General features: G+C 71.1%; 23 protein-coding genes and 1 pseudogene. 16 read left to right on the top strand and 8 right to left on the bottom strand.

From position 1 onward, the window contains the following. Positions 1-75 precede the first annotated feature (75 nt). Positions 76-330: pseudogene (locus NRP21_RS17055) on the bottom strand (IS3 family transposase); the annotation flags it as partial. Positions 331-531: 201 nt separating this feature from the next. Here NRP21_RS17055 and NRP21_RS17050 point away from each other — a divergent pair. The 4 genes from NRP21_RS17050 to NRP21_RS17035 all read left to right on the top strand — a co-directional run bounded on the left by NRP21_RS17050 (position 532) and on the right by NRP21_RS17035 (position 6,392). Next, a complete protein-coding gene (locus tag NRP21_RS17050; RefSeq protein WP_257717430.1) occupies positions 532-2,169 on the top strand; it encodes a thiamine pyrophosphate-binding protein in 1,638 nt (545 codons plus the stop codon). 25 nt (positions 2,170-2,194) lie between these two features. Then, complete coding sequence (locus tag NRP21_RS17045) at positions 2,195-4,315, top strand: acetate--CoA ligase family protein (protein ID WP_257717429.1); 2,121 nt, start codon at positions 2,195-2,197, stop codon at positions 4,313-4,315. Between the two features lie 104 nt (positions 4,316-4,419). After that, the gene (locus NRP21_RS17040; RefSeq protein ID WP_257717428.1) at positions 4,420-5,385 is read left to right on the top strand and encodes a Bug family tripartite tricarboxylate transporter substrate binding protein; all 966 of its coding nucleotides are present in this window, start codon (positions 4,420-4,422) and stop codon (positions 5,383-5,385) included. Positions 5,386-5,393: 8 nt separating this feature from the next. Beyond that, positions 5,394-6,392, top strand: coding sequence for a Bug family tripartite tricarboxylate transporter substrate binding protein (locus NRP21_RS17035; RefSeq protein ID WP_257717427.1), 999 nt, complete (start codon positions 5,394-5,396; stop codon positions 6,390-6,392). A gap of 4 nt (positions 6,393-6,396) precedes the next feature. Here NRP21_RS17035 and NRP21_RS17030 read toward each other — a convergent pair whose 3' ends face one another. Then, positions 6,397-7,320 (bottom strand): LysR family transcriptional regulator, encoded by a 924-nt coding sequence (locus tag NRP21_RS17030; protein WP_257717426.1) that lies wholly within the window; start codon positions 7,318-7,320, stop codon positions 6,397-6,399. Positions 7,321-7,375: 55 nt separating this feature from the next. After that, positions 7,376-8,299 carry an ABC transporter substrate-binding protein gene (locus NRP21_RS17025; protein ID WP_257717425.1) on the bottom strand — a complete coding sequence of 308 codons (924 nt, stop codon included), beginning with the start codon at positions 8,297-8,299 and terminating at the stop codon, positions 7,376-7,378. 165 nt (positions 8,300-8,464) lie between these two features. Between NRP21_RS17025 and NRP21_RS17020 the strand changes: the two genes are divergently transcribed. Beyond that, the gene (locus NRP21_RS17020) at positions 8,465-9,448 is read left to right on the top strand and encodes a Bug family tripartite tricarboxylate transporter substrate binding protein (RefSeq protein ID WP_257717424.1); all 984 of its coding nucleotides are present in this window, start codon (positions 8,465-8,467) and stop codon (positions 9,446-9,448) included. Further along, entirely contained in the window at positions 9,445-10,425 is a 981-nt protein-coding gene (locus tag NRP21_RS17015) for a Bug family tripartite tricarboxylate transporter substrate binding protein (RefSeq protein WP_257717423.1), read from the top strand. Before NRP21_RS17020 ends, NRP21_RS17015 begins: the two co-directional genes overlap by 4 nt. Before the next feature lie 12 nt (positions 10,426-10,437). Here the strand turns inward: NRP21_RS17015 and NRP21_RS17010 are convergent, their stop codons facing one another. After that, positions 10,438-11,409 carry a Bug family tripartite tricarboxylate transporter substrate binding protein gene (locus NRP21_RS17010; RefSeq protein WP_257717422.1) on the bottom strand — a complete coding sequence of 324 codons (972 nt, stop codon included), beginning with the start codon at positions 11,407-11,409 and terminating at the stop codon, positions 10,438-10,440. A gap of 144 nt (positions 11,410-11,553) precedes the next feature. On the opposite strand from NRP21_RS17010, the gene NRP21_RS17005 reads away from it, so the two are divergent. The 6 genes from NRP21_RS17005 (at position 11,554) to NRP21_RS16980 (ending at position 19,055) form a co-directional block, all read left to right on the top strand. Continuing rightward, entirely contained in the window at positions 11,554-12,459 is a 906-nt protein-coding gene (locus tag NRP21_RS17005; protein WP_257717421.1) for an ABC transporter substrate-binding protein, read from the top strand. Between the two features lie 42 nt (positions 12,460-12,501). Beyond that, on the top strand, positions 12,502-13,929 hold the full coding sequence (locus NRP21_RS17000) for an amidohydrolase family protein (protein ID WP_257717420.1): 1,428 nt from the start codon (positions 12,502-12,504) through the stop codon (positions 13,927-13,929). Beyond that, positions 13,929-15,332 carry a CobW family GTP-binding protein gene (locus tag NRP21_RS16995; RefSeq protein ID WP_257717419.1) on the top strand — a complete coding sequence of 468 codons (1,404 nt, stop codon included), beginning with the start codon at positions 13,929-13,931 and terminating at the stop codon, positions 15,330-15,332. Before NRP21_RS17000 ends, NRP21_RS16995 begins: the two co-directional genes overlap by 1 nt. A 34-nt stretch (positions 15,333-15,366) precedes the next feature. Beyond that, positions 15,367-16,248, top strand: coding sequence for an alpha/beta fold hydrolase (locus NRP21_RS16990; RefSeq protein WP_257717418.1), 882 nt, complete (start codon positions 15,367-15,369; stop codon positions 16,246-16,248). 112 nt (positions 16,249-16,360) lie between these two features. Continuing rightward, positions 16,361-17,338, top strand: coding sequence for an isopenicillin N synthase family dioxygenase (locus NRP21_RS16985; protein ID WP_257717417.1), 978 nt, complete (start codon positions 16,361-16,363; stop codon positions 17,336-17,338). A 103-nt stretch (positions 17,339-17,441) separates the two neighbouring features. Then, on the top strand, positions 17,442-19,055 hold the full coding sequence (locus NRP21_RS16980; RefSeq protein ID WP_257717416.1) for an ABC transporter substrate-binding protein: 1,614 nt from the start codon (positions 17,442-17,444) through the stop codon (positions 19,053-19,055). 17 nt (positions 19,056-19,072) lie between these two features. Here NRP21_RS16980 and NRP21_RS16975 read toward each other — a convergent pair whose 3' ends face one another. Both NRP21_RS16975 and NRP21_RS16970 read right to left on the bottom strand, forming a co-directional pair. Next, positions 19,073-20,464 (bottom strand): amidase, encoded by a 1,392-nt coding sequence (locus NRP21_RS16975; protein ID WP_257717415.1) that lies wholly within the window; start codon positions 20,462-20,464, stop codon positions 19,073-19,075. Beyond that, positions 20,461-20,667, bottom strand: a complete 207-nt coding sequence (locus tag NRP21_RS16970; protein ID WP_257717414.1) for a hypothetical protein — start codon at positions 20,665-20,667, stop codon at positions 20,461-20,463. Before NRP21_RS16970 ends, NRP21_RS16975 begins: the two co-directional genes overlap by 4 nt. 130 nt (positions 20,668-20,797) lie before the next feature. Here NRP21_RS16970 and rutA point away from each other — a divergent pair, with 130 nt between their 5' ends. The 4 genes from rutA to NRP21_RS16950 all read left to right on the top strand — a co-directional run bounded on the left by rutA (position 20,798) and on the right by NRP21_RS16950 (position 24,653). Then, positions 20,798-21,877, top strand: a complete 1,080-nt coding sequence (rutA, locus tag NRP21_RS16965; RefSeq protein ID WP_257717413.1) for a pyrimidine utilization protein A — start codon at positions 20,798-20,800, stop codon at positions 21,875-21,877. 89 nt (positions 21,878-21,966) lie between these two features. After that, positions 21,967-23,022 (top strand): ABC transporter substrate-binding protein, encoded by a 1,056-nt coding sequence (locus NRP21_RS16960; RefSeq protein WP_257717412.1) that lies wholly within the window; start codon positions 21,967-21,969, stop codon positions 23,020-23,022. A 4-nt stretch (positions 23,023-23,026) separates the two neighbouring features. After that, positions 23,027-23,872: an ABC transporter permease gene (locus NRP21_RS16955; RefSeq protein WP_257717411.1), complete on the top strand. Its 846-nt coding sequence runs from the start codon at positions 23,027-23,029 to the stop codon at positions 23,870-23,872. Between the two features lie 19 nt (positions 23,873-23,891). Then, entirely contained in the window at positions 23,892-24,653 is a 762-nt protein-coding gene (locus NRP21_RS16950; RefSeq protein WP_257717410.1) for an ABC transporter ATP-binding protein, read from the top strand. A 201-nt stretch (positions 24,654-24,854) separates the two neighbouring features. Here the strand turns inward: NRP21_RS16950 and NRP21_RS16945 are convergent, their stop codons facing one another. Then, complete coding sequence (locus NRP21_RS16945) at positions 24,855-25,355, bottom strand: amidohydrolase family protein (protein ID WP_257717409.1); 501 nt, start codon at positions 25,353-25,355, stop codon at positions 24,855-24,857. A gap of 116 nt (positions 25,356-25,471) precedes the next feature. Continuing rightward, positions 25,472-26,008 (bottom strand): ABC transporter substrate-binding protein (locus NRP21_RS16940; protein ID WP_332844181.1); only part of this gene is annotated, 537 nt, incomplete at its 5' end.

Here is a 26,008-nt window from a genome sequence, read left to right as displayed (position 1 = left end):
GGAATGGCCTCCCAAGGTGGCCGATTATCTCGACCGTGCCGCTGCCGGACTTCGGCAGTGCCGTGCCTTGGCCGGCCAGCCCGCCCACTGCAGCAACGCCGTGATGCGCCGGTAGCCATAGCGCCCGTACCGCCGCGCGAGTTCGACGATGTCAGCCGTCAGCGCTGCCTCGTCGTCGCGTCCCCGGGGCACCTTCTGCTGTGTCGAGCGGTGCTGGCCCAGGATCCGAAACGCGAGGCGTTCGGCGACGCCGAGCCTCTCCTTCACTTGCTCGACGCAGCGCCTCCGGTGAGCCGGGCCCACCAGTGTCCCGGGCAGCCTCTGTGGCAGACCACTCTACGGACCGATGCATTTTCTGCATCAAACATTGGTATCAGAAACGAATTGATATGAAATGCCGCGCCTGAGAAAGTCTGCAGGACGCCAGCTCCTATGAGGACGCGAGGGCTTGGGTCCAACGATCCGGCAGTGCCGCACTCTTCGAAGTGCGACGCGACTTGACGACTATTCTTGAAAGGGTGAGCAGCCAGCATGGCGGTGACCGGTGCGGAACTCGTGGGCCAGACGCTAAAGCGGCTGGGCGTGGACACCTTCTTCTACCTGATGGGCGCCCCGATGCTGCAGGCCGAGAAGGCCTGCCTCAACCTCGGCATCCGCGGCATCGACGTGAGGCACGAGCAGGCGGCGGCCATGATGGCCCACGCCTACGCGCGGCTGCGCAACACGCCCGGCGTGTGCATGGCCTGCTCGGGCCCCGGGGCGCTCAACCTCGGCACGGGGCTCGCCAATGCGCTGGTGGACTGCGCGCCGGTCGTGGCGCTCGGCGGCTCCAGCCCCGTGCGGGAGTACGGCATCGGCGCCTTCCAGGAATTCGACCAGCTCTCCGCCATGAAGCCGCTTACCAAGTGGGCGGAGCGCGTCTACGAGACGCGGCGCATCCCGGAGTTCATCGCCGCCGCCTTCCGCACCGCCCTCTCCGGCAAGCCGGGCCCGGTCTATCTCGACCTGCCAGGCGACGTGCTCTTCGCCTCCGTAGAGGAGGCGGACGTGGTCTGGCCGGCCCCGCTCGGCGAGCGCCCGCGCCCGGCCGCCGATCCGGCGCAGGTCGCCCAGGCCATCGCGATGCTCGAGGCCGCCGAGCGGCCGGTCGTGATCTCCGGCAGCGGCGTCCTCTGGTCCGATGCCTCCGCCGCGATGACGGAGTGGGTGGAGCGGACGGGCATGCCCTTCTACACCACGCCGCAGGGCCGCGGCGTGGTGCCGGAGGACCACCGCTGCGCCTTCCCCAACGCGCGCTCCACGGCGCTGCGCGAGGCAGACCTGGTGCTCGTTCTCGGCACGCGGCTGAACTACGTCTTCGGCCACGGCCGGCCGCCGCGCTTCTCGGCTGACGCGAAGATCATCCGCATCGACATCGACCCGGGGGAGCTGGCCGCGACGCCGCAGGTCTCGCTCGGCCTCTGCGCGGACGTCCGCGTCGCGCTGGGCCAGCTGCTGGAGGCGGCCGGCCCGCTGGGCGGCAACCGCTACACCGCCTGGATGGAGCGGCTGGCCGGGATCGACGCCGCCAAGGCGCCTGCCGCCGAGGCCGCGCTCGCCACGGACCAGATGCCGATCCACCCGCTGCGCCTCTGCAAGGAGGTGCGGGACTTCCTGCCGCGCGACGCCATCCTCTGCGTGGACGGGCAGGAGATCCTGAACTACGGCCGCCAGACCATCCCCACCCACGTCGCGGGCCACCGGCTCAACTCCGGCCCCTTCGGCATCATGGGGGTGGGCCTGCCCTTCGGCCTCGGTGCCAAGGCGGCCAAGCCTGACAAGACCGTGCTGGTGCTGCACGGCGACGGGTCCTTCGGCCTCAACGGGCTGGAACTGGACACAGCCGCGCGGCACGGGCTGCCGGTAATCACGGTGATAAGCCTCAACGGCGGCTGGACCGGCGACCCGAAGCGCGAGAAGCCCGGCCGCGAGCTCGGCTACACGCGCTTCGACGAGATGGCGAAGGCGCTGGGCTGCCATGGGGAGTACGTGGAACGGCCGGAGGAGATCCGGCCGGCCCTGGAGCGGGCGGCGCAGGCAGTGGCGGAGGGGCGGCCGGCCCTGGTGAACGTGGTGACCGACTGGGCGGCGCGGGCACAGACCGTGCGCTTCTCGGCCAGCAGCACCTGAACCGGCCGTCCTGAGGAGCCCGCCCATGCCCAGCCCCATCCGCGACATCCTCAAGCCCCGGTCGGTCGCCATCATCGGCGCCTCCAAGGACCCGGCGAAGCGCGGCTACCGCGCGATCCAGGCCCTGTTCCGGCAGGGCTTCGAAGGGATGATCATCCCCATCAACCCGAAGGAGAGCGAAATCCTCGGGCTGCCCTGCTACTCCAGCCTCGCCGCCGTGCCGCACGCGATCGACACGGCCCTGGTGTGCACGCCGGCGCGCGCCGCGCCGGGCGTGATCGGCGAATGCGGGGAGAAGGGGGTGAAGGGCGCGGTGCTGCTCGCCGGCGGCTTCGGCGAGTCCGGCGTCGAGGGGGCGGAGCTGGAAGCGCGCACGATCGAGGTGGCGAAGCGGCACGGGGTGCGGCTGATCGGCCCGAACACCAACGGCATCTTCGACGCGCATACCGGCCTCAATCTCGTTGGCTGGCCCGGCATCTACAAGGGCGGGATCGGCGTGCTGTCCCAGTCCGGCAACGTCGCCATGTCGCTGATGACGGCCAGCATCCGCAACGGCCAGGCGGGCTTCACGACTTTCGTCGGCGTCGGCAACGAGAGCGACATCAGCTTCGCGGAGTACCTGCGCTACTTCGGCGAGGACGCAGAGACCCGCTCCGTCATCGTCTACGCCGAAGGGTTCGAGGACGGCGCCGCCTTCGTCGAGGCCGCGCGCGAGGTGACCGCCCGCAAGCCCGTCGTGCTGTACAAGGCCGGGCGCACGCAGCAGGGCGAAGGCGCGGCGCGCTCCCACTCCGGGTCCCTCGCCGGGGACTACGCCGTGGGCAAGGGCGTGATGCGCCAGGCTGGCATCGTGGTGGTCGAGCGCTCCGACGAGATGTTCCCGGTGGCCGAGGCGCTGTCGCACCACGCCGGCAAGACGGCGCTCCGCGTCGGCATCCTCTCCGAGGGCGGCGGGGTCATCTCGCAGGCGGTGGACGCGCTGGCGGAGCGCGGCCTGACCATGCCGCGGCTGGAGCCGGAGAGCGAGGCGGCACTGAAAGCCACCACGCCGAACGCCAGCCAGCTCTACAACCCGGTGGACTATGGCGGCGCGACGGACCCGCACCCGCGCTACCTGGGGCCCTGCACGCGCGCCATCCTCTCCGACCCCAACATCGATGCGATGCTCTCGGTCGGCTATGTCGGCGGCTACCAGTGCCGCAACGACACCGACGAGATCCGGGAGGCCGAGAACGCGGCCGCGCGGGAGATGGCGGCGATCTCGCAGGAGACGGGCAAGCCCATCATCGTCCAGAACCACTATGCCGAGTGGAACACCGAGGCGATGCGCATCCTGCGCGACGCCGGGATCGTGGTGGTGCGCTCCATCGAGGTGGCGGCCGCCTGCCTGGCCGGCATCGAGGAGTACCACCGGGCCCGCCAGCGCGTCTCCGCGCCCCCGCCGCCGCCTGCCGCCACGGAGGAGGCCCGCGCCATCATCGCCGCGGCGCGCGCCGAAGGCCGCTCCGCGCTGCTGGAGCCGGAGGCGCTGCGCCTGCTGGCAGCAAGCGGGATCGCGGTGCCGCCCTTCGCGGTGCTGCGCGAAGGCGAGGCTCCCCCGGCGGCGCTGACGGAGGTGCCGGTGGCCATCAAGATCGTCTCCCGCGACATCCTGCACAAATCCGACGTAGGCGGCGTGCGCCTCAACCTCAGCGGCGCGCCCGCCATCACGGAAGGCGCCGCGGCGATGCGGGCCGCGGTGGCCGCCAGGCAACCGGACGCCCGGCTGGAAGGCGTGCTGGTGACCCCGATGGCGCCGCGCGGCGTGGAGATCATCCTCGGCGTCACCACCGACCCGCAATATGGCAAGGTGATGCTCTTCGGCCTCGGTGGCGTCTTCGTCGAGGTCCTGAAGGACGTGACTTTCCGCCGCCTGCCGCTGGGGCGCGGCGACGCGGAGGCCATGCTCGACGAGATCAAGGGAAGCGCCATCCTGGACGGCGTGCGCGGCGGCGCCGGCGTGGACCGGGATGCGATCCTGGCGCTGATGCTGCAACTGTCCGGCCTAGCCCTGGCGCATCCCGGGATCAGCGAGATCGACCTCAACCCGGTGATCGCCGGCCCAGCCGGCGCCACCATCGCGGACGCACGGATCCTGCTGGCCTAGCGTGCTCGACAAGACAGGCCGGGAGCGCAGAATGCGCCCCGCCGACTGAGACGAAACGGGGAGCATACGCGGTCGCACGGCCTTCGCAGTGAACGGAGAGGTCGATGTGGTGGATCAGGATCATCTTGCTCGTCGCGGCCTTTGCTGCGCCCCGGGCCTGGGCGGCTGACGCCTACCCGTCCCGGCCCGCGCGGATCGTCGTCGCCTTCCCGGCAGGAGGGAGCGTGGACATCCTCGCGCGCCTGGTCGGGCAGGAGCTGACGCGCCGGCTCGGCCAGTCCTTCATGGTGGACAACCGCAGCGGCGCCGCGGGGGTGGTCGGCACGGACTACGTCACCAAGGCCGCGCCGGACGGCTACACGCTGCTGATGGCCGGGGCAGGGCCGATTGTCACCTCGCCCGCGCTGAGCAACAGCATGCCCTTCGATCCCGTGCAGGACCTCGTGCCCATCACGCTCGTCGCGCTGCAGCCGGGCATGCTGATCGTGCGCCCCGCCCTGCCCGTGAAGTCGGTGGAGGAGCTTATCGCCTACGCGAAGGCCAACCCGGGCCGGCTCACCTACGGCTCGGCCGGGATCGGCGCATCCCAGCACCTCGGGGGCGAGGCCTTCGCGCTCCGCGCCGGCGTGCAGATGGTCCATGTGCCCTATCGCGGCGGCGCCCCGGCCCTCAACGACCTCATCGCCGGCCAGATCGACCTGATGTTCGAGACGATCCCCACCGCGCTGCAGGCCGTGCGCGGCGGGCAGGTGAGGGCGCTCGCCGTCACGACGCTCAGCCGCTCCCCCGCCATGCCGGACCTGCCCTCGGTGGCGGAGGCCGGGCTGCCGGGCTTCGAATCGCGCTCCTGGCTCGGCCTGCTCGGCCCGCGCGGCCTGCCGGACGAGATCGTCGCCACGCTGGACCGCCACGTGCGCGAGATCGCGGAGATGCCGGAGGTGAAGGCGCGGCTGATCGACCTCGGGCTCGAGGTGGTGCCGAGCACGCCCGCGAGCTTCCGCAGCTTCCTGGCGCGCGAGCTGGCGAGCAACCGCGCCCTCGTGGCCGACGCCAAGATCACGCTGAACTGAGGCCCGCCATGCCTGTCATCCGACGCCGCGGTCTCCTCGCCTGGCCGGCCGCGGTCCTGCTCTCCCCGGCCCTGCTTCCCCTGACCCGGCCGCTCCGCGCGGCCGAGGCCTATCCCGCGCGGCCCATCCGCATGGTCGTGGCCTTCGCGGCGGGTGGCAGCATCGACGTGGTCGCCCGCATCATGGCCGGGGAGATGGCACGATCCCTCGGCCAGCCCGTCGTCGTGGAGAACCGGCCCGGCGCGAGCGGCAATGTCGGCGCGGATTTCGTCGCCAAGGCGCCGCCGGACGGCTACACGCTGCTCATGGGCAGCGCCTCCTCCCTCGCGGCGAATGCGGCGCTGTTCCGCAACCTGCCCTACGATCCCACGCGCGACTTCGCCCCGGTCCGGCTGGTCGGGCTGCAGCCGAACGTCGTCGTGGTGCACCCCTCCGTCCCGGCCAGGACGATCGCCGAGCTGATCGCCCTCGCGAAGGCGCGGCCAGGGCAGCTGAACTACGGCACGGCCGGCCCCGGATCCTCCCAGCACATCGCGGCGGAGATGTTCCGTCGGATGGCCGGCGTCGAGATCGTCCACGTGCCCTATCGCGGCGGGGCGCCCGCGCTGAACGACCTGATCGCGGGCCAGGTGCAGCTGATGTTCGAGACCATCCCCACGGCGATGGAGCCGATCGCCGCCGGACAGCTCCGCGCCCTCGCCGTGACCATGCCGGCGAGGGTGACGCGGCTGCCAGAGCTGCCGACCGTCGCGGAATCCGGACTTCCCGGCTACGTCTCGCGCGGATGGATCGGCCTCGTCGGCCCTGCCGGGATGGAGAGCGCCGTGGTCGACACGCTGGCGCGCCACGCCGGCGCGGCCATCGCGCTGCCCCAGATCCGCGAGAGGCTCCTCGGCCTCGGGCTGGAGGTGGCGTCGAACACCCCGGGCGAGTTCGCCGCCTTCATCCGGGCGGAGGTCGCCGGCTATCAGGATATCGTGCGGACAATGGGTATCCGGATGGACTAGCCCGTCAGCCCCGCTTATCCCGGAAGTACTCCACCACGAGTTCCTTCAGCCGCTGGGCGGCGGGCGACATGATGCGGGATTTCAGGCTCATCACCGATAGCCGGGAGGCGACGCGCGGCGCGTCGATAGGTCGGGACAGCAGCACCGCATCGTCCGGCGGCGGGACGCCGGGATCCGGAAGGATCGCGATCCCGGCCCGCGCGCTGACAAGGGCGTAGAGCGTGGCATAGGTGTTGACGGTGATGGCATGGTTCAGCCGGAAGCCGCCGCTGGCCGCCGCGCCGTCGAAGATCTGCCGCAGGTTGGCCGATGGGGGCATGGAGATCAGCACCTCGTCGCGCAGGTCGAGCAGCGGGATGCTCTCGCGCTGCGCGAAGGGATGATCGCGGTGGAACGCCACGTGGAAGCTGCCGTCGTGCAGCGGCTCCACCAGCAGGTCGTCGATCGGCTGGCGGATGAAGCCGATGCCGAAATCGAGGATCCCGTTCAGGATCTCCTCCCGGATCAGGCTCTGCAGGCCCTCATGCACCACCAAGGTCACCTGCGGGTGCCGCTTGCGGTACTCCAGCAGGATGCCGATGAGGCTGGACTGGGCCACGGACATGGGGCAGCCGATGGCCACCTGCCCGCGTGCCTCGTCGCGCAGGCCACGCACCACCTCCACCCCTGCGGTCAGGTCCTGGAGCAGCCGCTCCGCGATAGGCACGAACTGCGCGCCGGCGGCCGTCAGCGTGACCTGGCGGGTGGTGCGGCGGAACAGCTCCGTGCCCAGCCCATCCTCCACCTTGCGAATGATGCGGGACAGGCCGGGCTGGGACAGGCGCAGTTCGGAGGCGGCGGCAATGAAGCTGAAATAGCGGGCGACGAGCACCACCGCCTGCAGCTCCCGCGCCGAGAAATCGGGAAGGCCGGCCAGGGGGCGCGTCATGGGGCGGGTCGGGCGCTCTCCGGGTCCAGGCCCGGCCTCCTCGTCGCCAGGCGCCTCACGGATCGCCGACCCGGCCGGCACCCAGCGCATCGCGCACGAGCGCGTGGTCGATGCAGGACTCGTAGCCGGGATGGTGCGTCATGGCGCCGGACGAGATCATGGCCCCGGCCAGGCGGTCCAGCGCCTCCCGCGGAAGGACGGGCGTCGTCGACCAGAGGCCGAGCCCCTTGTAGCGGCGCACGCTGCCCAGGAGGATCGACGGGTCGAGATCGGCGAAGCGCGGGGCGATGGCCTCGGCGATCGCCTCCGGCGCGGCGCCCTCGACCCAGTCCAGCGCCTCCGCCAGGGCGCGCACCATGCCGAGCATCGCGTCGCGGCGCTCCTCGATCCGCGGCGCGGCGGCATAGAGCGCGCTGTAGGCGGTGGGGCCGCGATTCGCCGCCGCGTACCACACGGCCCCACCGCGCGCCTCCATCCGGCTGGCAAAGGGCTCGAAGAGCAGCGCGACGTCGATTTCGCCGTCCAGCACCGCCTCCGCGTTCTCCGCCATGCTCCGCCCCTGCACGAGGTCCAGCGCCTCGGGCCGCAGCCCGGCGCGGCGGATATCGTCCTGCAGGCACCACCAGGGGGTGGGAACCTCAGCGGTGACGCCGATCCGGAGCGTCGCGAGATCCTCGATCCGGAAGCCGGGCCGCTCGCCACGGCCGACGAGGAGGAAGGGATCGCGCATCACGACCGCGCAGAAGGTCCGCAGCGGACTGGCCGGATCGCGGCTGCGCTCCAGCATCGGGCGCATCGGACCGCTCCAGGCCACGTCCGCGCGGCCGGACAGCAGGTTGCCGGCGGCGGCGTTCGGATCGCCCGCCGTCTCTATCCGCAGCGCGAGGCCCTGGCGCGCGAAGGCGCCGCGCGCCTCCGCGACGTAGTAGGGGGCGTAGAAGACGGCGCGGAACGGCTCGTTCAGGATGATCGGCGACATGGGTCCTCTCGCGCGGAGCGGCGCGAGACTAGGCCCGGGTGCCGTGCGCTGCACAGCCCCGGCGCGCCTTCATCATGGCGCAGGGATTGCATGACTTGCCCGGAACGTGTCGAGGGTGGAACCTCGGGCCGCGTCCGCGCCCGACACCGCGAGGGAGTGCTCTCCATGATCTGTCGCCGGTCCCTCCTGCACCGCTCCGCGGCCGCCGCATCCCTCGCTCTCGCCGCCCCTGCCGCGCGCGCGCAGGGCGACTTCCCGTCACGCCCGCTGCGCGTGGTGGTGCCCTTCGCGCCCGGCGGGATCATCGACGTGGTCGCCCGCACCGTGACCGACCGGATGCAGGGCGTGCTGGGGCGCCCGATGCCGGTGGAGAACCAGGGCGGGGCCGGCGGCACGATCGGCTCCGCCACCGTGGCGCGCGCGGCGCCGGACGGGCACACGCTGCTGGTCAACGGCACCGGCCACGCGGTGACGCGGGTGCTCTTTCCCGACTTCCCCTTCGATCCCCTCCGCGACTTCGCGCCGGTCGGCCTGATCGGGAAGCAGCCCTTCGTGCTCGCCGTGCATCCTTCCGTGCCCGCGCGGGACGTGGGCTCGCTGCTGGCCTGGCTCCGCAGCAAGGGCGGTGACGCGAATTTCGGCACAACGGGTGTGGGCGCCGGCTCCCACCTCTCGGGCGAGCTGCTGAAGGCGCGGGCCGGGGTGGGCTTCACCGTGGTCTCCTACCGCGGCACGCCGGCCGCCGTGACAGACCTGCTGGCGGGGCGGGTGGACATGATGATCGACAGCCAGACCCTGCTCGCGCCGCTGATGCGTGACGGCGGGGTCCGGGGTCTCGCCGTGACGTCGCGGGAGCGCTCAGCGATGCTGCCAGAACTGCCGACTCTGCAGGAGGCCGGGGTGGAGGGCTACGACGCCACCTCCTGGCAGGCGCTCTACGCGCCGGCCGGCACGCCGGGGCCGATCATGGCCCGGCTCGCCGCGGCGCTGGCGCAGGTGATGGCCGATCCCGCGACGCGCGCGCGCTTCGCCGAGGTGGGGGTGGAGCCCTTCACGGACAACTCGCCGGCGACGGCCATCTCCTACATCACGGCGGAGATGGCCAAGTGGGAGCCGGTGCTGCGGACCGGCGCCGGCCGCACGCCGTGACAACCGGGCGCCCCACCCGGCGCGCCGCGCTGGCGATGATCGCGCCGGCCCTGGTCGCCCGCGCCGCCCGGGCCCAGCCAGGCTACCCGTCGCGCCCGGTCCGGATCGTCGTTCCCTTCCCGGCCGGCGGCGGCGCGGACCTCGTGGCGCGATCGGTGGCCGAGGGACTCGCGGCGGCCATGGGGCAGGGCTTCGTGGTGGACAACCGGCCGGGCGGCTCCGGCAATATCGGGACGGAGCTCGTCGCACGCGCCCCGGCCGACGGCTACACGTTGCTGCTGATCGGTCCGAACCACGTCATCAACCCCTTCCTCTTCGGGCGCGTGCCGTTCGACCCCGTGGCGGATTTCCGCCCGGTCTCGCTCCTCACCAGCGCCTCCTACGTGCTCGTGGCCGGGCCGGCCCTGCCCGAGGGCGGGTTCAAGGCCCTGGTCGCGCGCGCCCGTGCCGAACCCGGGCGGGTCTCCTACGGCTCGGCCGGTAACGGCTCCGCCGGCCATCTCGGCATGGAGCTGATCAAGCAGTCCCTCGGGCTCGACATGGTGCACGTGCCCTATCGGGGCAGCTCGGCCATGCTGACGGACCTGATGGGCGGACGCATCGTGGCGGGGTTCGACAACATCCTGTCCGCCGCGCCGCATATCGCGGCCGGCCGGCTGCGCGCCCTGGCCGTGAGCGGCCGGGCGCGGGCGCCCGCGCTGCCGGAGGTGCCGACGATCGCGGAATCCGGCCTGCCCGGCTTCGACGTAACGGTCTGGCAGGGCTTGCTCGCGCCGGCCGGAACGGATGGCGCGATCATCGAGACGCTTCGCGACGCTGTGCGAGCCGCCCTGTTGCTCCCGACCCTCGAAGCGCGCCTCGCCTCGCTCGGCGTCGAGGCGATCGGAAGCGACCCGGACGGGTTCGGCCGCTTCATCGCGGCCGAGCTGGAGCGCTGGTCCGAAGTCGTGCGCCGCTCCGGGGCGAAAGCGGATTGAGCGGACGGGGCGCTAGCGGCCCGGGTTGATGCGCGCCACGATCGGCGACCAGCGCTCCACCTCCGCGCGAACGTGCCGGTCCGCCGCCGCGGGCGAGCTGTCGGGCCAGGTCTCAACGCCGACCTGCAGAAGCCTGGCCCGCAGGCCGGGGTCGCGAAGGCTGCGCGCCGCGGCGTCGCGCAGCACGGCCAGGACACCATCCGGCGTTCCGGGCCGGGCATAGAGCACCTGCCAGGCCGTCATGTCGTACCCCGCGACCCCGGCGCCGGCGAGGCTAGGCAATCCCGGCGCGAGCTCCGACGGCTCGGTCGAGCTCACGGCCAGCCCACGCAACTTGCCCTCGCGAATGAGCGGGATCAGCATCGTCGGGCTGTCAATGGTGAACTGCACGCGACCCGCCACGAGATCCGTCACGGCGTTGGCGGCCGTGCGGTAGGGCACCACCGTGAAGGAGAGCGCGGCGAGCTGCTTCAGGAGCTCGCCGGCCAAGTGGTTCGTGGCGCCGGGGTTCGTGGCGCCGTAATCCGCCGCGTCGCCCTTCTGCCGAAGCCAGGCCAGCAGCTCCGGCACGTCGCGCGCCGGCACGCCCGGGTGCGCGGCCAGGATGAAGGGCTGCCGCCCCACCAGCGCCAGCGGCACGAAATCCGCCACCGGGTCCTGCGGGAAGTTTGGGTACATGCGCTGCATGACCGCGTGATTGTTGGTGGCCATGAAGATCGTGTAGCCGTCCGGCGCGGTGCGCTCGAATGCTGCCGCCCCTACGGTGCTGCCGGCCCCCGCCACGTTCTCCACCAACACGGATTGGCCCAGCGCCGCGGTCATGCCGTCCGCGACGATGCGGCCGACAACATCGGTGACGCCACCAACACCGACGGGAACGATCATGCGGATTGGGCGGGACGGGAAGCCATTCTGCGCGGCCGCGATGCGCGGCACGAGTCCTGATCCGGCAGCAAGGGCGAGAAGGCGGCGTCGATCCAGCATGACAGGAGACATCCTTCAGCAATCCGCATCAGAGAGGCGAAACAATGCGCAGGACGGCCGCGCATTCCCGCGTTGCAGCGCTTCGCGGCTGGTTGTGGCACCGCAAGATTCTTGCCATTCTGCGCGCAGAACAAGGGAAAACCGATGCGGCCGATCACCTTGCGGGAACCCTTTCGCGCCGTCTTCTACGCGCCCTTCTACGCCGCCCTCGCGCGCGGTGCTTACGCGAAGGCGGGCGTGGATGTGCGGCTGCTGCCCGGGGACCAGCCGGCGGCGGTGAAGGACATCGTTCTCTCCGGCGACGCCGATTTCGGCTGGGGCGGTCCCATGCGCCTGCTCCTCGCGCATGATGCCGACCATGACTGCCCTCTGCGCCTCTTCGGCGCCGTGGTGATGGGCGATCCCTTCTTCCTCGTCGGCCGGGATGCGAATCCGGACTTCCATCTTGCCGATCTCGCGACGCTGCGGCTCGGCAGCGTCAGCGAGGTGCCGACGCCCTGGTGGACCCTGCAGGACGACATCCGCCGCGCGGGCCTCGACCCCGATCGCGTGGCGCGCGTCACGGACCGCAGCATGGCCGAGAACGTCGTGGAGCTGGAAAAGGGGCGGATCGACGTCGCACAGCTCTTCGAGCCCTTCGTCAGCGCGCTTGAGCGGGATGGCGGCGGCCATGTGTGGCACGCCGCGGCCTCGCGCGGCCCCACCTCCTACACCGCTTTCTACGCGCGCACGGACCGCATCACGGCGCTGAGAGACGAGTTCGCCGCCGTGATCCGCGGGCTGCGCGACACGCTCGCCTGGTTCGCCGCCGCCCCGGTGCCGGAGATCGCGGAGACGATCGCGCCCTTCTTCCCAGAGCTTGACCGCGATCTGCTGGAGCGCAGCCTGCGGCGCTACCGCGCCCTCGGGATCTGGACCACCGATCCGCGCTTCCCGCCCGAAGCGCTAGAGCGGCTGGAGACGGCGATGCTCTCGGCCGGCGCCATCCGCCGGAGCCCTGGCTTCGAAGGGCTTGTCGATGAAGCCTTCACCGCGGCGGCGCTGGCGTGACGGCGGCACCCCCGTCCTCTCCGCCACGGCAGGAGCCTTTGCATGATTGAGACGGTCATCCGCGGCGACCGGGTGGTGACCCCCACGGGCACCGGCGCCTTCGACCTGCACATCGCGGGCGGCAAGATCGCGGCGGTGACGGCACCCGGGGCGCTGGACCTGCCCGGGGACGCCCGGCTGATCGACGCCACCGGCAAGATCGTCATGCCCGGCGGCATCGACCCGCACGTCCACTGCGCCTGGCCCATGCCGGCGCCCGATGGCAGCGTCTCCGCCCTCACCGAGCCGCCCGCGGTGGTCAGCCGCGCCGCCCTGTTCGGCGGCACCACCACCCTCATCGACTTCGCCCGCGTCGGGCTGACGGACACGGTGCAGGCCTCGATCGCGCTGCGCGACGCCGACTGGAAGGGCGCGTGCCACTGCGACTACGCCTACCACATGATGGTGGAGGGCGACCTGCGGCCGGACATGCCGGCGGAACTGGCGGAGGCGATCCAGGCCGGCTACGCCACGGTGAAGATCTTCACCACGGACATCACGCCGAGCCGTCGCGGCCGGATGGTGGATTTCGGCGACATCTGGGAGGTGTTCCAGGTCCTGGCGGCGGAGGGCGGCCTCGGCGTGATCCACGCCGAGGACAACGACATCGTCATGCACATGTACGGCAAGCTGATCCGCGAGGGCCGCACCGGCTTCGAGAACATGGCCGAGGTGCACAACAGCCTGTCCGAGGACCTGTCCTTCAACCGCATCATCCGGCTGGCGGAGAGCGTGCCCGGGACGGCGCTGTACATGATGCATGTCAGCGCGGCGACAGGGGTGCAGGCGATCCGCGCCTCCCGCCGGCGGGGGTTCCCGATCTACGGCGAGAGCCTGCACCAGTACATGCTCTACAACAGCGACGACTACCGCCGGCCGAACGGGCAGATCTACCACACCTATCCCTCGCTGAAGTCGCCGGCCGACCAGGCCGCGCTCTGGGCCGGCACGCTGGACGGCTCCATCGGTGCGATCGCGACGGACGAGCTGTGCTGCAGCCTCGCCGCCAAGACCCAGGGCCGCCGTATCGACGACGTGACAGGCGGCAACTCGGCCGTCGAGCCGCGGGTGTCGCTGATGTACACGGAAATGGTCGGCAAGCGCGGCTACACGCTAGAGCGCTTCGTGGACCTCGTTTCCTCCAACGCGGCGCGCATCATGGGCCTGTACCCGCGCAAGGGCGCGCTCATCGCCGGGGCCGATGCGGATGTCACCATCCTCGATCCCGCCCTGCGGCGGACCATCCGCAACGAGGACCTGCATGAGACCGACTACACGCCCTGGGAAGGCCACCAGGTGGATGCCTGGCCCTGCCTGACGATGCTGCGCGGCAAGGTCGTCGTGGAGGATGGCCGCTTCCACGGCAACCCCGGCGATGGGCAGTGGCTGGCGCGCCGCGTGGCCGGCGAAATCCTGGCGGGGCCCGTGTGATGGCTGTCGCGCCGGCGGCGCTGCGCGCCATCGTCCTCGACACCCTGGCGCTCTGGGGCGTCGCGGGCGGGGCCGAGTGGCGGGACGGCGCCCTGGTCGTGACCTCGGCGGAGGGGCGGAGCGCGCGCGTTCTTCCCGCCGAAGCCGCGGATAATCCGGTCCGCTGGTTCCTGGAAGCGGCGGCGCCGGGCGGGCCGGCGCGACCGCCCAGGCCCAACCTTTCCGTTGTCGGGCTCCTGGCCTCCCTCCGTCGAGCCCTCGGGCTACCCCAGGCAAGGCAGCCGCTCCGGATCGGTGCGGCGGAGCGCGCGGACGCGACGGACCATCCGCAGCCCCAGGCAGGGCCGCCCGGACCTTCCGATGCGCCGCCCGCCGGCGCGACGCCCGTCCTCGTCGTGACGGGCTTCCTCGGCAGCGGCAAGACCACCCTCGTCGCGCGCATGATCCGGGACCCGGCCTTCGCCCGCACCGCCGTGATCGTGAACGAGTGGGGCTCCGTCGGCATCGACCACGACCTGTTGGCGACGGGCCGGGACGACCTGGTGCGGCTGTCCACGGGCTGCCTGTGCTGCGCGGTGCGCGGCGACCTGGCGCAGACCCTGCTCCGGCTCGACGACCGCCGCCGCGCGGGCGAGGCGCCCTTCGACCGCGTGGTGATCGAGACCTCGGGCCTCGCCGACCCGGCGCCGGTCCTGCAGGAGCTGATGACGGACCCGGAGGTCGGCGCCCGCTTCCGCCTGGACGGGGTCGTGACCCTGGTGGACGCGCTGCACGGGGAGGCATCCCTCGCCGCCCATGTCGAGGCGGGCCAGCAGGTCTCCCTCGCTGACCTCCTGATCCTGACGAAGACGGACCTTGCCGCGCCCGGCGCCTCGCTCCGCGCAGGGCTTGTCGCGCTGAATCCGCACGCGGGCCTGATCGCCGTCACGCGGGGCGCGGTATCCCCGGCCAGCCTGTTCGGCGCGGGACAGCGGCCGCTGGTGCCGCGCCCGGTTGGCAAGCGCGTGGCCAGCCAGCACACGGACGGCCTGGGCTGCGCCGTGCTGGCGCCCTCCGCACCCGTGCCGGCCGCCGCCCTCGCCCTGCTTCTGCGGGCCCTGGCAGAGCAGGCGGACGGCCGGCTGCTCCGAACGAAGGGACTGGTGCAGATCGCGGAGCGGCCGGCGCAGCCCGCCCTGGTGCAGGGGGTCCAGCATGTCTTCGAGCCGCCGGAGTGGCTGGACAGCTGGCCGGAGGGCGGGGCGGGCACCCGCCTCGTCCTGATCGCGACCGGCATGCCGCCGCGCTGGCCGTCGCGCCTCTACGACGCCATCGCGGCGGAGGTGCGGGACGAGGTGGCGCGCCGGCGGGCGACGGACCGCGCCGTCCCCGCCCCGCCATCCCCGGCCACGCTTCCCGCCTGACCCATGCCGCCCTCCCCCTTCCGGAGTGACATGAATGCCCCACGCGACAGCCGATGACGGCGTGAAGCTCTACTACGAGGAGACCGGCTCCGGCACGCCGGTGATCTTCGTGCACGAGTACGCGGACGACCTCTACGGCTGGGAGGCCCAGCTCCGTCACTTCGGCCAGCGCTACCGCGCCATCGCCTACAACGCCCGCGGCTACCCGCCCTCCGACGTGCCGGCCGATCCCGCCCTCTACTCCCAGGCGCGGGCGGCGGACGACATCGCGGCGGTGCTCGGGCATCTCGGCATCGCAAAGGCCCACGTGGTCGGCCTCTCCATGGGTGGCTTCGCCACGCTGCATTTCGGCTTCCGCCACGCGGCGAAGGCCCTGTCCCTGACGGTCGGCGGCTGCGGCTACGGCGCTGAGCCGGCGCAGCGCGAGAAGTTCCGTGGGGAGGCCGATGCCATCGTCGGCACCATCCGCGAGAAGGGCATGGCCGCCTTTGCGGAGCGCTACGCCTACGGCCCCACCCGCGTGCAGTTCGAGAACAAGGATCCCCGCGGCTTCGCCGCGTTCAAGGAGGCCTTCGCCGCTCACGACCCGGTCGGCGCCGCGAACACCCAACTCGGCGTGCAGCGGGAGAGGCCCTCGCTCTACGACCTGGTGGACGAGATGCGGGCCCTCACCGTGCCCACCCTCGTCCTGACCGGGGACGAGGACTGGCCCTGCCTCCTGCCGGGCGTGCTGATGAAGCAGACCATCCCGGGCGCTGCCCTGGCGGTGATGCCGAACTGCGGACACGGCATCAACCGGGAGGATCCCGACGGCTTCAACCGCATCGTGTCGGACTTCATCGTGCAGGTGGATTGCGGCCGCTGGCCGATGCGGGACCCGCGCAGCATGGCGGCCTCCATTACCGGCATGAAGTAGCCCCGCCGGCATCGCGCCCCGACGGCGACGAGTGCGCCCCGCAAGATCTGGCTTGACGGGGCGCGCGACGGGCGGGACGCTCCCTCCCTGTCGATCGTTACGGAGTTCCCGCATGTCCTCGCGAACCGACACGGCGGCCGCCATCCCCGTCCTCGACCTCGGCCCAGCCTTCGCCGGGATCCCGGGCGCCCTGGAGGAGACCGCGGCAAAGCTCCGCCATATCAACGAAACGGTGGGCTTCCTCTACATCGCGAACCACGGCGTCCCGGCCGATCTCATCGAGGCGACCTTCGCCCAGACCGCGCGCTTCCACGCGCAGCCGCTGGAGCGGAAGCTGGCGCTGAAGGTCGACGCCAACATGCAGGGCTACCTGCCGATGCGGGGCAGCACCACGCGCAGCTCCACCATCGCCCAGGGCAACAAGCCGAATGAGAACGAGGCCTTCTTCGTCAAGCGCGAGACACCCGGCGCGGAGACTTCGCCCAACCGCTGGCCCGAGGACCTGCCGGAGTTCCGCGCGACCGCGCTGGCCTATTTCGGCGCGCTGGAAGCGCTGGCTAAGCGCATGCTGCCGATCTACGCGCGGGCGCTGGATCTGCCGGCGGACTACTTCGACGCCCTCTGTAACCAGCCCTTCAGCTCACTGCGGCTGACCCACTACCCCTCGGCCAGCTACAGCGCGAACGAGTACGGCATCGCGCCGCACACGGATTCCAGCTTCATCACCCTTCTCGCCCAGAACAAGGTGCCGGGCCTGCAGATCCGCACCCAGGAGGGGGAGTGGATCGACGCCCCGGTGATCGAGGACACCTTCGTGGTGAACACCGGCGACGTGCTGCACCGCTGGACGAATGGCCGCTTCCTCTCCACCGCGCACCGCGCCTTCAACACGACGCCGACGCCCCGCTACGCCATCCCGTACTTCTTTCACCCGAACCCGGACACGCTCATCAAGGCCCTGCCAACCTGCGTGGACGCGAACAACCCGCCTCGCTTCCCGGAGCAGACGGTGGCCGAGTACATGGCCTGGTTCCGCGGCCAGAACTACGACCACCTCCGCAAGGCCCAGCCGCCCGCCGCGGCGGAGTAGCGCCCGCGTCGCCGTGGCGGCGGCGCCGGCCCTTTGGCACCGCCCAAGAAGAACCCGCCCCACGCGGCTGTCACCCCGCCTGCCCCCCAAAGGAGCCCGCCGGATGCCATCGCGCCGCGAGACGATCCTTCGCCATCTTTCCCGCGCCCTGCTGATCCCCGGCCTGATGGCCCTGGGCGCCGCCCAGGCCCAGGCGCAAACCCGCCCGCAGCCGCAGGTCCTGCGGGCGGTACTGAATACCGAGCTGCAGGTCCTCGACCCTATCGTCACCACCACCAATGCCGCGCGCGTCTTCGCCTACATGGTGTTCGACACGCTGGTCTCCCTCGACAGCCATGGCGGGTACAGGCCGCAGATGCTGGAGGGCTGGCAGGTGAGCGAGGACCGCCTGACCTGGACCTTCCGCCTGCGCGACGGGCTGGAGTTCCACGACGGCACGCCCGTGACCGCCGAGGATTGCGTCGCCTCCATCCGCCGCTGGGCCGCCCGCGACTCCTTCGGCACCCAGCTCATGCGCGCCACCACCGAGATGCGCGTGGTGGACTCGAAAAGCTTCGAGATCCGCCTCAGCCGCCCCTTCGCCTTCGTGGTCGAGGCGCTCGGCCGCCCGGGCAACCAGATCCCGGTCATGATGCCCGCGCGCCTTGCCTCGCTGCCCGCCAGTGCCCCGGTGCCGGAGGTGATGGGGTCCGGCCCCTTCACCTTCCGCCGGGGTGAGTGGCGCCCCGGCGAGCGCGCCATCTTCGACCGCAACCCGCGCTACCGCCCGCGCACCGAGCCCGCCGACGCGCTGGCCGGCGGCAAGGTGGTGCGCTTCGACCGCGTGGAGCTGATCAGCATCCCCGACGCCGCCACGCGCCTCTCCGCCCTTCAGACCGGGGAAGTGGACTTCCTGGAGATCGTGCCGGGCGACTTCATCCCGGCGCTGCTGCGCGACCGCAACATCACCGTCTCCCGCCCGCAGGGGACGGACCAGATCATGTCGATCCTCCAGATCAACCACGCGCAGCCACCCTTCAACAACCTGCTGCTGCGCCGCGCGGCCCAGCAGGCGATCCGCCAGTCCGAGGTGATGGCCTCGCTCGGCCTGCCCGAGAACCTGACGCTGCCCTGGTGCGGGTCGATCTACATGTGCAACGCGCCCGGTTCGACGGATGCGGGCACGGAGGCACTTCGCGAGCCCAGCCTGGAGCGCGCGCGGGCCCTGCTGAAGGAGGCCGGCTACAACAACGAGCCGCTGGTCTTCCTGCACGCGCAGGACTCCGTCACGCTCAACCCCACCGCCCTCGTCATGGCGGACCAGCTTCGCAAGGCCGGCTTCAACGTGGATCTCCGAACCTCCGACTATGCCACCGTCGCCCAGCGCCGCCTGAACACGAATCCCGTGGACCAGGGCGGATGGAGCGCGGCGGCCGTGATCTGGAACGGCATCGACCTGATCAACCCAATCGGCAATTTCGGCACCGGCAACAACTGCGTGCCTGGCTACCCCGGCTCCTACTGCGACCCGAAGATGACGGAGCTGCTGCGCCGCTACTCCGAGGCACCCACGCCTGAGGAGCAGCGCGACCTTGCCGGGCAGATCCAGGCGGAGTTCCACAGCCACGTCAACGTCATCTTCGGCGGGCAGTTCTCCGCTGCCTCAGCGCATCGGGCCAACCTGAAGGGCCTTGTTCCCTTCGCCATCCCGGTCTTCTGGAACGTGGAGCGCCAGTAGGCCGCGCGGGCACCGTCTCAGTCCGGGTGCCGGTCCCGCCAGGGCGACGCACGCTCATAGGCCGCCGCACCGCGCAGCAGTTCCGCTTCCCCGAAGTACCAGCCGGCGAGCTGGAAGGCGAGGGGCAGGTTCTCCGGCTCGGCCAGGCCGCACATCAGGGTGATGGCGGGATGGCCGGTCACGTTGAATACGGTGCGCGCCTGGCGGGGGTAGGTGCGTTCCACCGCCTCCGGATCGTCGATCCGGCAGGCCGGGTCCATTGAGGAGGCGGTGAGCAGCAGGTCGACCTCCTGGAAGGCGGCCTCCACCGCCGCGACCAGCGCGGCGCGGCGGCGCTGGGCGGCCACGTAGTCCTCACCGGCGATGAACAGGCCCGGCAACAGGCGGCGCAGCGTGATGTTGGCGTAGCCGCCGGGCCTCTCGCGCAGCCAGCGCGCGTGCACGGAAGCGGCCTCTGCCCCCATGATCGTGCGGTTGACGACGGAGAAGTCACCAAGGGAGGGCAGGACCACCTCACGGATCTCCGCGCCTTCGCGCGCCATGGTGCGCGCGGCCTCCTCGACCGCGGCGGCCATGCGGGGCTCGGCGGGCTCGTCGCGCTCGTGGAAGTGCCGGACGAACCCGATCTTCAGCCCCTTCGCGCCGCCCGGCAACAGGCGGGCATAGTCCTCCGCAGGCCGCATGGCGCTGCCGGGGTCGGCCGCGTCCGGCCCGGCGATGGCGTTCAGCAGGATGGCGCTGTCCTCCACGGTACGCGTCAGCGGCCCGACATGGTCGAGGCTGAAGGCGAGCGGGAAGACGCCGCGGCGGGACACCAGCCCGTAGGTCGGCTTCAGCCCGACGATGCCGCAATGGCTGGCCGGGTGCCGCACGGACCCGCCCGTATCCGTGCCCAGCGCCGCCGGCAGCATCCGCGCCGCGACGGCCGCGCCGGAGCCGGAGGAGGAGCCGCCGGGATGGTGATCCCGGTTCCAGGGATTGCGCGCCGGCGGGAAGGGGCCGTCAAAGGCCGGGCCGCCGACCGCGAACTCATGTGTCGCCAGCTTGCCGGGGAACAGGGCACCCGCCGCCCGCAGCATCGCCACGACGCGGGCATCCGCGTCTGCCACCCGGTCGAGGCACAGCCGCGAGTGGCAGGTCGTCGGGTGGCCCTCCAGGTCGATGATATCCTTGATCCCCACGGCAATGCCGTGCAGCGGCGTGCGGGGGCCGCGCGCCGTGATCTCCGCCTCTGCCCGGCGGGCGGCGTCGCGCGCTTCCGCCTCGTTCATCCGGATGAAGGCGTCCAGCCCCGGATCCTGTTCCGCGATCCGCGCCAGGAGCGCCTCGAGGTACTCGACCGGCGAGAGGCGGCGCGCGGCGATGGCCGCTGCCGCTCCGGCTAGGGTGAGATCGACGGGGTTCGTCACGGGGTCGTCTCTGCCGGCGTCCGGAAGACTGTGGCGGGCTCGAGCGACGGGTTTTCCGGGCGCTGCAGGCGGTCCCGCATGGAGCGGACGTTGCGCAGCGCGGTCAGCACCTCGGCGGGGTGGGCGGCAAAGGTGGCGTCCAGGCCGGCGGCGGCGATCTGGGCGCGCTCCTGGACATCGGGACCTTCCGCGCTTCCGCTCATGGCCGGGCCTCGAATGGCATCGTGGCTCCTTCCCGCGATCCTCGGATGCGAGCATGGCACAGGGCTTGCTGCGTTGCACGGACGGCATGGCCGGGCACTGCCGGCGTGCAGCGATGACGGAGAGCGCGGTATGCAGGTCGGCGTCTTCCTTCCTATCAACAACAACGGATGGCTGATCTCGACGACGTCGCCGCAGTACCTGCCGAGCTTCGAGCTGAACCGCGCGATCGTGCAGCGCGCGGAGCGCTACGGCTTCGACTTTGCCCTTTCCATGATCAAGCTGCACGGCTTCGGCGGCCCGTCGCAGTTCTGGGACTACGGGCTGGAGAGCTTCACGCTCATGGCCGGGCTCGCGGCCGTCACCACCCGCATCAAGCTCTTCGCCTCTGTGGCCGTGCTGACCCTGCCACCGCCGATCACGGCGCGGATGTCGGTCACCATCGATTCCATCGCGCCCGGCCGTTTCGGCGTGAACATCGTCTCCGGCTGGCAGGAGGCGGAGTACAGCCAGATGGGCATCTGGCCGGGTTCCGCGCACTTCGCACGCCGGTACGAGTACTGCGCCGAGTACGTGGAGATCATGCGCGAGCTCTGGGACGAAGGCCGCTCCGACCGCAAGGGCGAGTTCTTCACGATGGACGACTGCCGCCTGTTGCCGAAGCCGTCCGCCCGCCTGCCGATCATCTGCGCGGGCCAGAGCGACCGCGGCACTCGCTTCGCTGCCGAGTACGGGGACTACAACTTCTGCGTCGGCTTCGGCGTGAACCAGCCCCACAGCGTGGCGCCGAGCATCGCGCGGCTGGTGGAAGCCACGAAGGTTAGCGGCCGGGATGTCGGCGCACTGGTGATGACCATGGTCATCGCGGACGAGACCGACGAGGCTGCCATGGCGAAATGGCAGCTCTACTGCGACGGCGTGGATCGCGAGGCCCTGGCCTGGCGAGACCAGGCGGCGGGCGCGGACCCGAGCAAGGACCCCTATGCCCAGCCGAACCGCCACAAGAAGCAGGGGGCCGAGTACCCGACCAACCAGGGCGTGATGGTCGGCTCCTACGCCACCGTGGCGCGCCTGCTGGACGAGATGGCGGAGGTGCCCGGCCTCTCCGGGGTGATGCTGACCTTCGACGACTTCGTGCAGGGGATGGACGACTTCGGCGAGCGGATCCAGCCCCTGATGCGCAGCCGCACGGGCGCGATGCTGCCCGCTTGATGCGTCATCGGCATGGAATTTGCTACGCCTGCCCAGCTCTCCTTCGGCCCGGGTCCGATCCGGTCCGCAGCCTGCTCCCCGAGGTGGCCATGACCGACATGCTCCGTGCCCTTCCCACCCGTCGCGCCGTGCTCGGCGGGATCGGCTTCGGCGTCATGGGGGCGGCAAGCCGCGCCCGGGCGGCGGAGATCGAGACGCCGGCCTTCGAAGTCGTGGTGGTGCGCGATCCGCAGCTGGGCGCGCAATTCGCCATCGCCGAGCAGTATAGCCTGTTCAAGGAGCAGGGGCTGAACGTCACGGTCCGCTGGCTGCAATCGGCCGCCGATACCCTCACCGTCATGGGGGGCGGCGCCGCGCCGGTCGGCGTGGGCGGCAGCTTCACGCAGGTGGTCTTCGGTGGCCAGAAACTGCCCATCCGCACCATCTCCGCCCTGGCCGACATCGCGGAAACCCAGGGCTTCGCCCTCGGCCCGAACGTGAGGCTCTCTCACCCGCGGGAACTGGAGGGCAAGCGCCTCGCCTTCACCCAGGGCAACTCCCAGGTGCTGCTGCTCGCCAAGCTCGCGAAGACCTTTGGCTTCGACCAATCGAAGATCACCCTCGTGAACATGAACCAGAGCGAGGGCATCGTCGCCGCCTCCCGCGGGGACGTGCACGGGCTGCTGGGCTGGCAGCCCAACCTCTACCGCCTCGTCGCCATGGGCGGCAGCATGTACTGCACCGGCGGCACGCTCTTCGTGAACGGTGGCAAGGCGGAGGTGCAGCCGGAGAACGATCGCCTCCTCTACAACCACTCCACCCTGATGGCGACGCAGAGCTGGATCGACACGAAGCCGAACACCCTGGCCGCCCTGCTGCGGGGCCTGATGAAGGCGACGGAGATGATGACGGCCGACAAGCCTCGCGCCATGGCCGCCCTGCAGCGCACGCTGCGGATCGACAATGAGGCTCTGGAGGTGATGACCACGGCGAACAAGTACGGCCTCGGCATCACCCCGGGCCTGATCGCCAGCCACCGCTTCCAGACGGAGTGGGCGATGAACATCAACCGCATCCCCTCCGCCCCGCCGCCGGAGGACTGCTTCACCACCAGGATCGCCGAGATGGTCGATCCGTCCCTCGCCAGCTGGCGCCCGAGCGCCTGAGCGCGTGAGCGAGGCCATACCCCTGCCGGCCGCGGCCATTCCCGCGGCCCGGCGCCCGTCCACCCGGTGGCGCGCGGCCTTCGCGAACGGGGGCATGCGCGTCCTCGCCATTCTCCTCTTCCTTGCGATCTGGACGGCGGTCAGCCTCGGCAACGCCTATGTCTGGAAGTTCTTCAACCCGATCCTTCTGCCCTCGCCGCTGGCGGTGCTGAAGGCGGGCATCGACCTCGCCGAATCCGGCGAGCTGCAGCGCGACATCTTCGCCAGCCTGTCCCGCGTCCTTCAGGGCTTCGCCATCGCGGCGATCGCCGGCGTCGCCGTCGGCCTCGCGGTCGGCACCTGGCGCCCGTTGGAGAAGCTGGTGGAGCCGATGATCGAGCTGCTTCGCCCGATCCCGCCACTCGCCTTCCTGCCGATGATGGTGCTCTGGTTCGGCATTGGCGAGACCTCCAAGATCGTTTTCATCGCCTACGCCGCCTTCTTCCCTGTCTTCACCACCACAGTGGAGGGAATCAAGCACGTCGATCCCGTGCTACTCCGCGCCGCGGCCAGCCTCGGTGCCACGCGGACGGAGCTGTTCCGCTACGTGGTGCTGCCCGCGGCCCTGCCGGGGATCATCACCGGGCTGCGGCTCGGCTTCGGCCTGTCCTTCTTCGTCATCGTGGCCGCCGAGTTCATCGCCGCCGATTCCGGGTTGGGCTATCTCATCAACGATGCCCGGACCTTCTTCATGGTCTCCAACATGCTGCTCGGCGCCGTCGTGATCGGGCTGATCGGCTTCCTCTTCAACATCCTGCTGCGCGCGGCGGAGAACTGGCTTCTCCGCTGGCGTCAGACCGGGCGGAGCTGATCCGGTGGACGGGAATGTCGTGACAACGGCCAAGATCCGCATCCGCGGAGTTAGCAAGCGCTTCGGAGACGCCGTGGCGCTTCAGGACGTGGGCCTGGACCTCGCGCCCAACAGCTTCACCTGCCTGCTCGGCCCTTCGGGCTGCGGCAAGTCCACATTGCTCAACATGATCGCCGGCTTCGCCGAGCCGAGCGCCGGGCAGGTGCTGGTGGACGGGCAGCCGGTGCACGGCCCTTCCGCCGACCGGGGCGTGGTGTTCCAGGAATACGCGCTGTTCCCCTGGCGCACGGCGCTGGACAATGTAGCCTTCGGGCCGATGCTGCGGGGCCGCAGCCGCGCCGAGCAGCGCGAGATCGGGCGCCGCTACCTCGCCCTGGTCGGCCTCGCCGGGCACGAGGACAAGTATCCCGGCAACCTCTCCGGCGGCATGAAGCAGCGCGTGGCGATCGCGCGCGCCCTGGCGAACGATCCCTCCGTGCTGCTGATGGACGAGCCCTTCGGCGCGCTGGACGCCCAGACCCGGGAGGTGCTCCAGGAGGAGCTGCTGGCCATCTGGGAACGGCACCGCAAGACGGTGGTCTTCGTCACCCACAGCATCTCGGAGAGCATCTTCCTGGCCGACCGGATCGTTGTGATGGCCACACGGCCCGGCGCCGTGAAGGAGGTCATCGACCTTGACCTGCCCCGCCCGCGAGACCGCAGTGACCCGGCCTTCACGGCGCTGGAGCGCCGCATCAAGGAACTGGTTCGCGCCGAGGTGCAGAAGCTCGGCGTGACCTGAACGCGGTGTCCTGCTGCGCCGTCCCTCCTGCAGGTGCGCTGCGTCGCTCCGAGACTGTGGCCGTCAACCGCGAGCACCTGCGCTTCACCTCGGAAGCTGTGACGGTCCTCATTCCCGTGCCCCAAGCGGGACGAGGAGGGGGAAGGAGCGATGATCGGCTGACAACGTGATCGGTCATCACGGGACAGGGAGATAGAGCGGTCAATCGCAGGCAAGGTAGCCCTGGTAGAAGCGAGAGACGATGGGGAGGACGGCATCTGCCACGGACCGCCTCTTCTCCTCGTGCGGGATCAAGGGACGGCTGAGGCACCTAGCTATCTCGGCGAGCACCGCCTCGCGGTCAACGCGGGTGAAGCAGCCGTCCCGGTACACGACGTCCCCGTTGCTCATCACCGTGCGCACCGCAGAGGTCTTCGCGCGCTGGACCAGCACGTCCACCGGCGAGATGTCGGCGCTCTGGTGGGGCCATGTGATCGCCTTCCAGTCGAGTATGACCAGGTCCGCCGCCATGCCGGGCCGAAGTTGGCCGATCCGCCCGGCGAAGGGCGTCCTGCCGGCGCCATGCTCGGTTGCCATGCGCAGCACGGCGGATGGACTGGGGCAGGGGGCCTCGGTGCCGGACAGGCGGTGCGGCTGGTCTGCGAGCACCTGGGCGACGATGCCGTGCGAGCGGACAAGGGGAGTTGACCCCCTGCTGGCCATCAACTCTGACCTGACGGCTCCAGAGCCTGGGGATTGGAGATCAGCTGACGGAGCCGGCCGGCGATGCGCCTCTTCACCCAGCCCCGCTGTCCCGCAGGGCTCCCGGGCTCCCGGGCTCAGCGCTTCTCGACGTTCCAGTAGAGCATCACCGGCGCGTCCAGCACGCCGGAGACGTTGGCGCGCCGGGCATAGGGCTGGTCGAACTGGCCGAGCACCCGGTAGGGCTGCACCTCCGCCAGGCGGCGATGCAGGGCCTCCACGGCGGCCAGCCGCGCGGGCTCGTCCGCCGCCTCGACCACTGCGCCGCGGAGCCGCTCCGCCTCCGCGTCGCAGGGCCAGCCCGCCCAGGCGCGGTCGCAGCCCATGTTGGTGCCGATGTTGGTCAGGGGCGACTGCATGGTGGCGCCTGAGGAGTAGGTGACGAAGAGGTTGTAGCCGCCCTGGGAGGGCGGGTTGCGGTTCTGCTGCCGCGTGGTGACCGTGCCCCAGTCCGAGACCTGCAGGTCGATGTTGAAGCCGGCCCGCCTCAGCCGCTCCGCCGCCACCTCCGCCATGCGGCCGATCGGCGCGATGTCGTAGGAGGTGGTGAGGACGAGCGGCTCGCCGCGATAGCCGCTCTCGGCCAGAAGGCGGCGCGCCGTCTCCGGGTTGGG

This window comes from Roseomonas populi (assembly GCF_024594815.1).
Classification (GTDB): domain Bacteria; phylum Pseudomonadota; class Alphaproteobacteria; order Acetobacterales; family Acetobacteraceae; genus Roseomonas; species Roseomonas populi.
The sequence above is the reverse complement of the archived record's forward strand: the minus strand, read 5'-3'. Positions and strand labels throughout refer to the sequence as shown.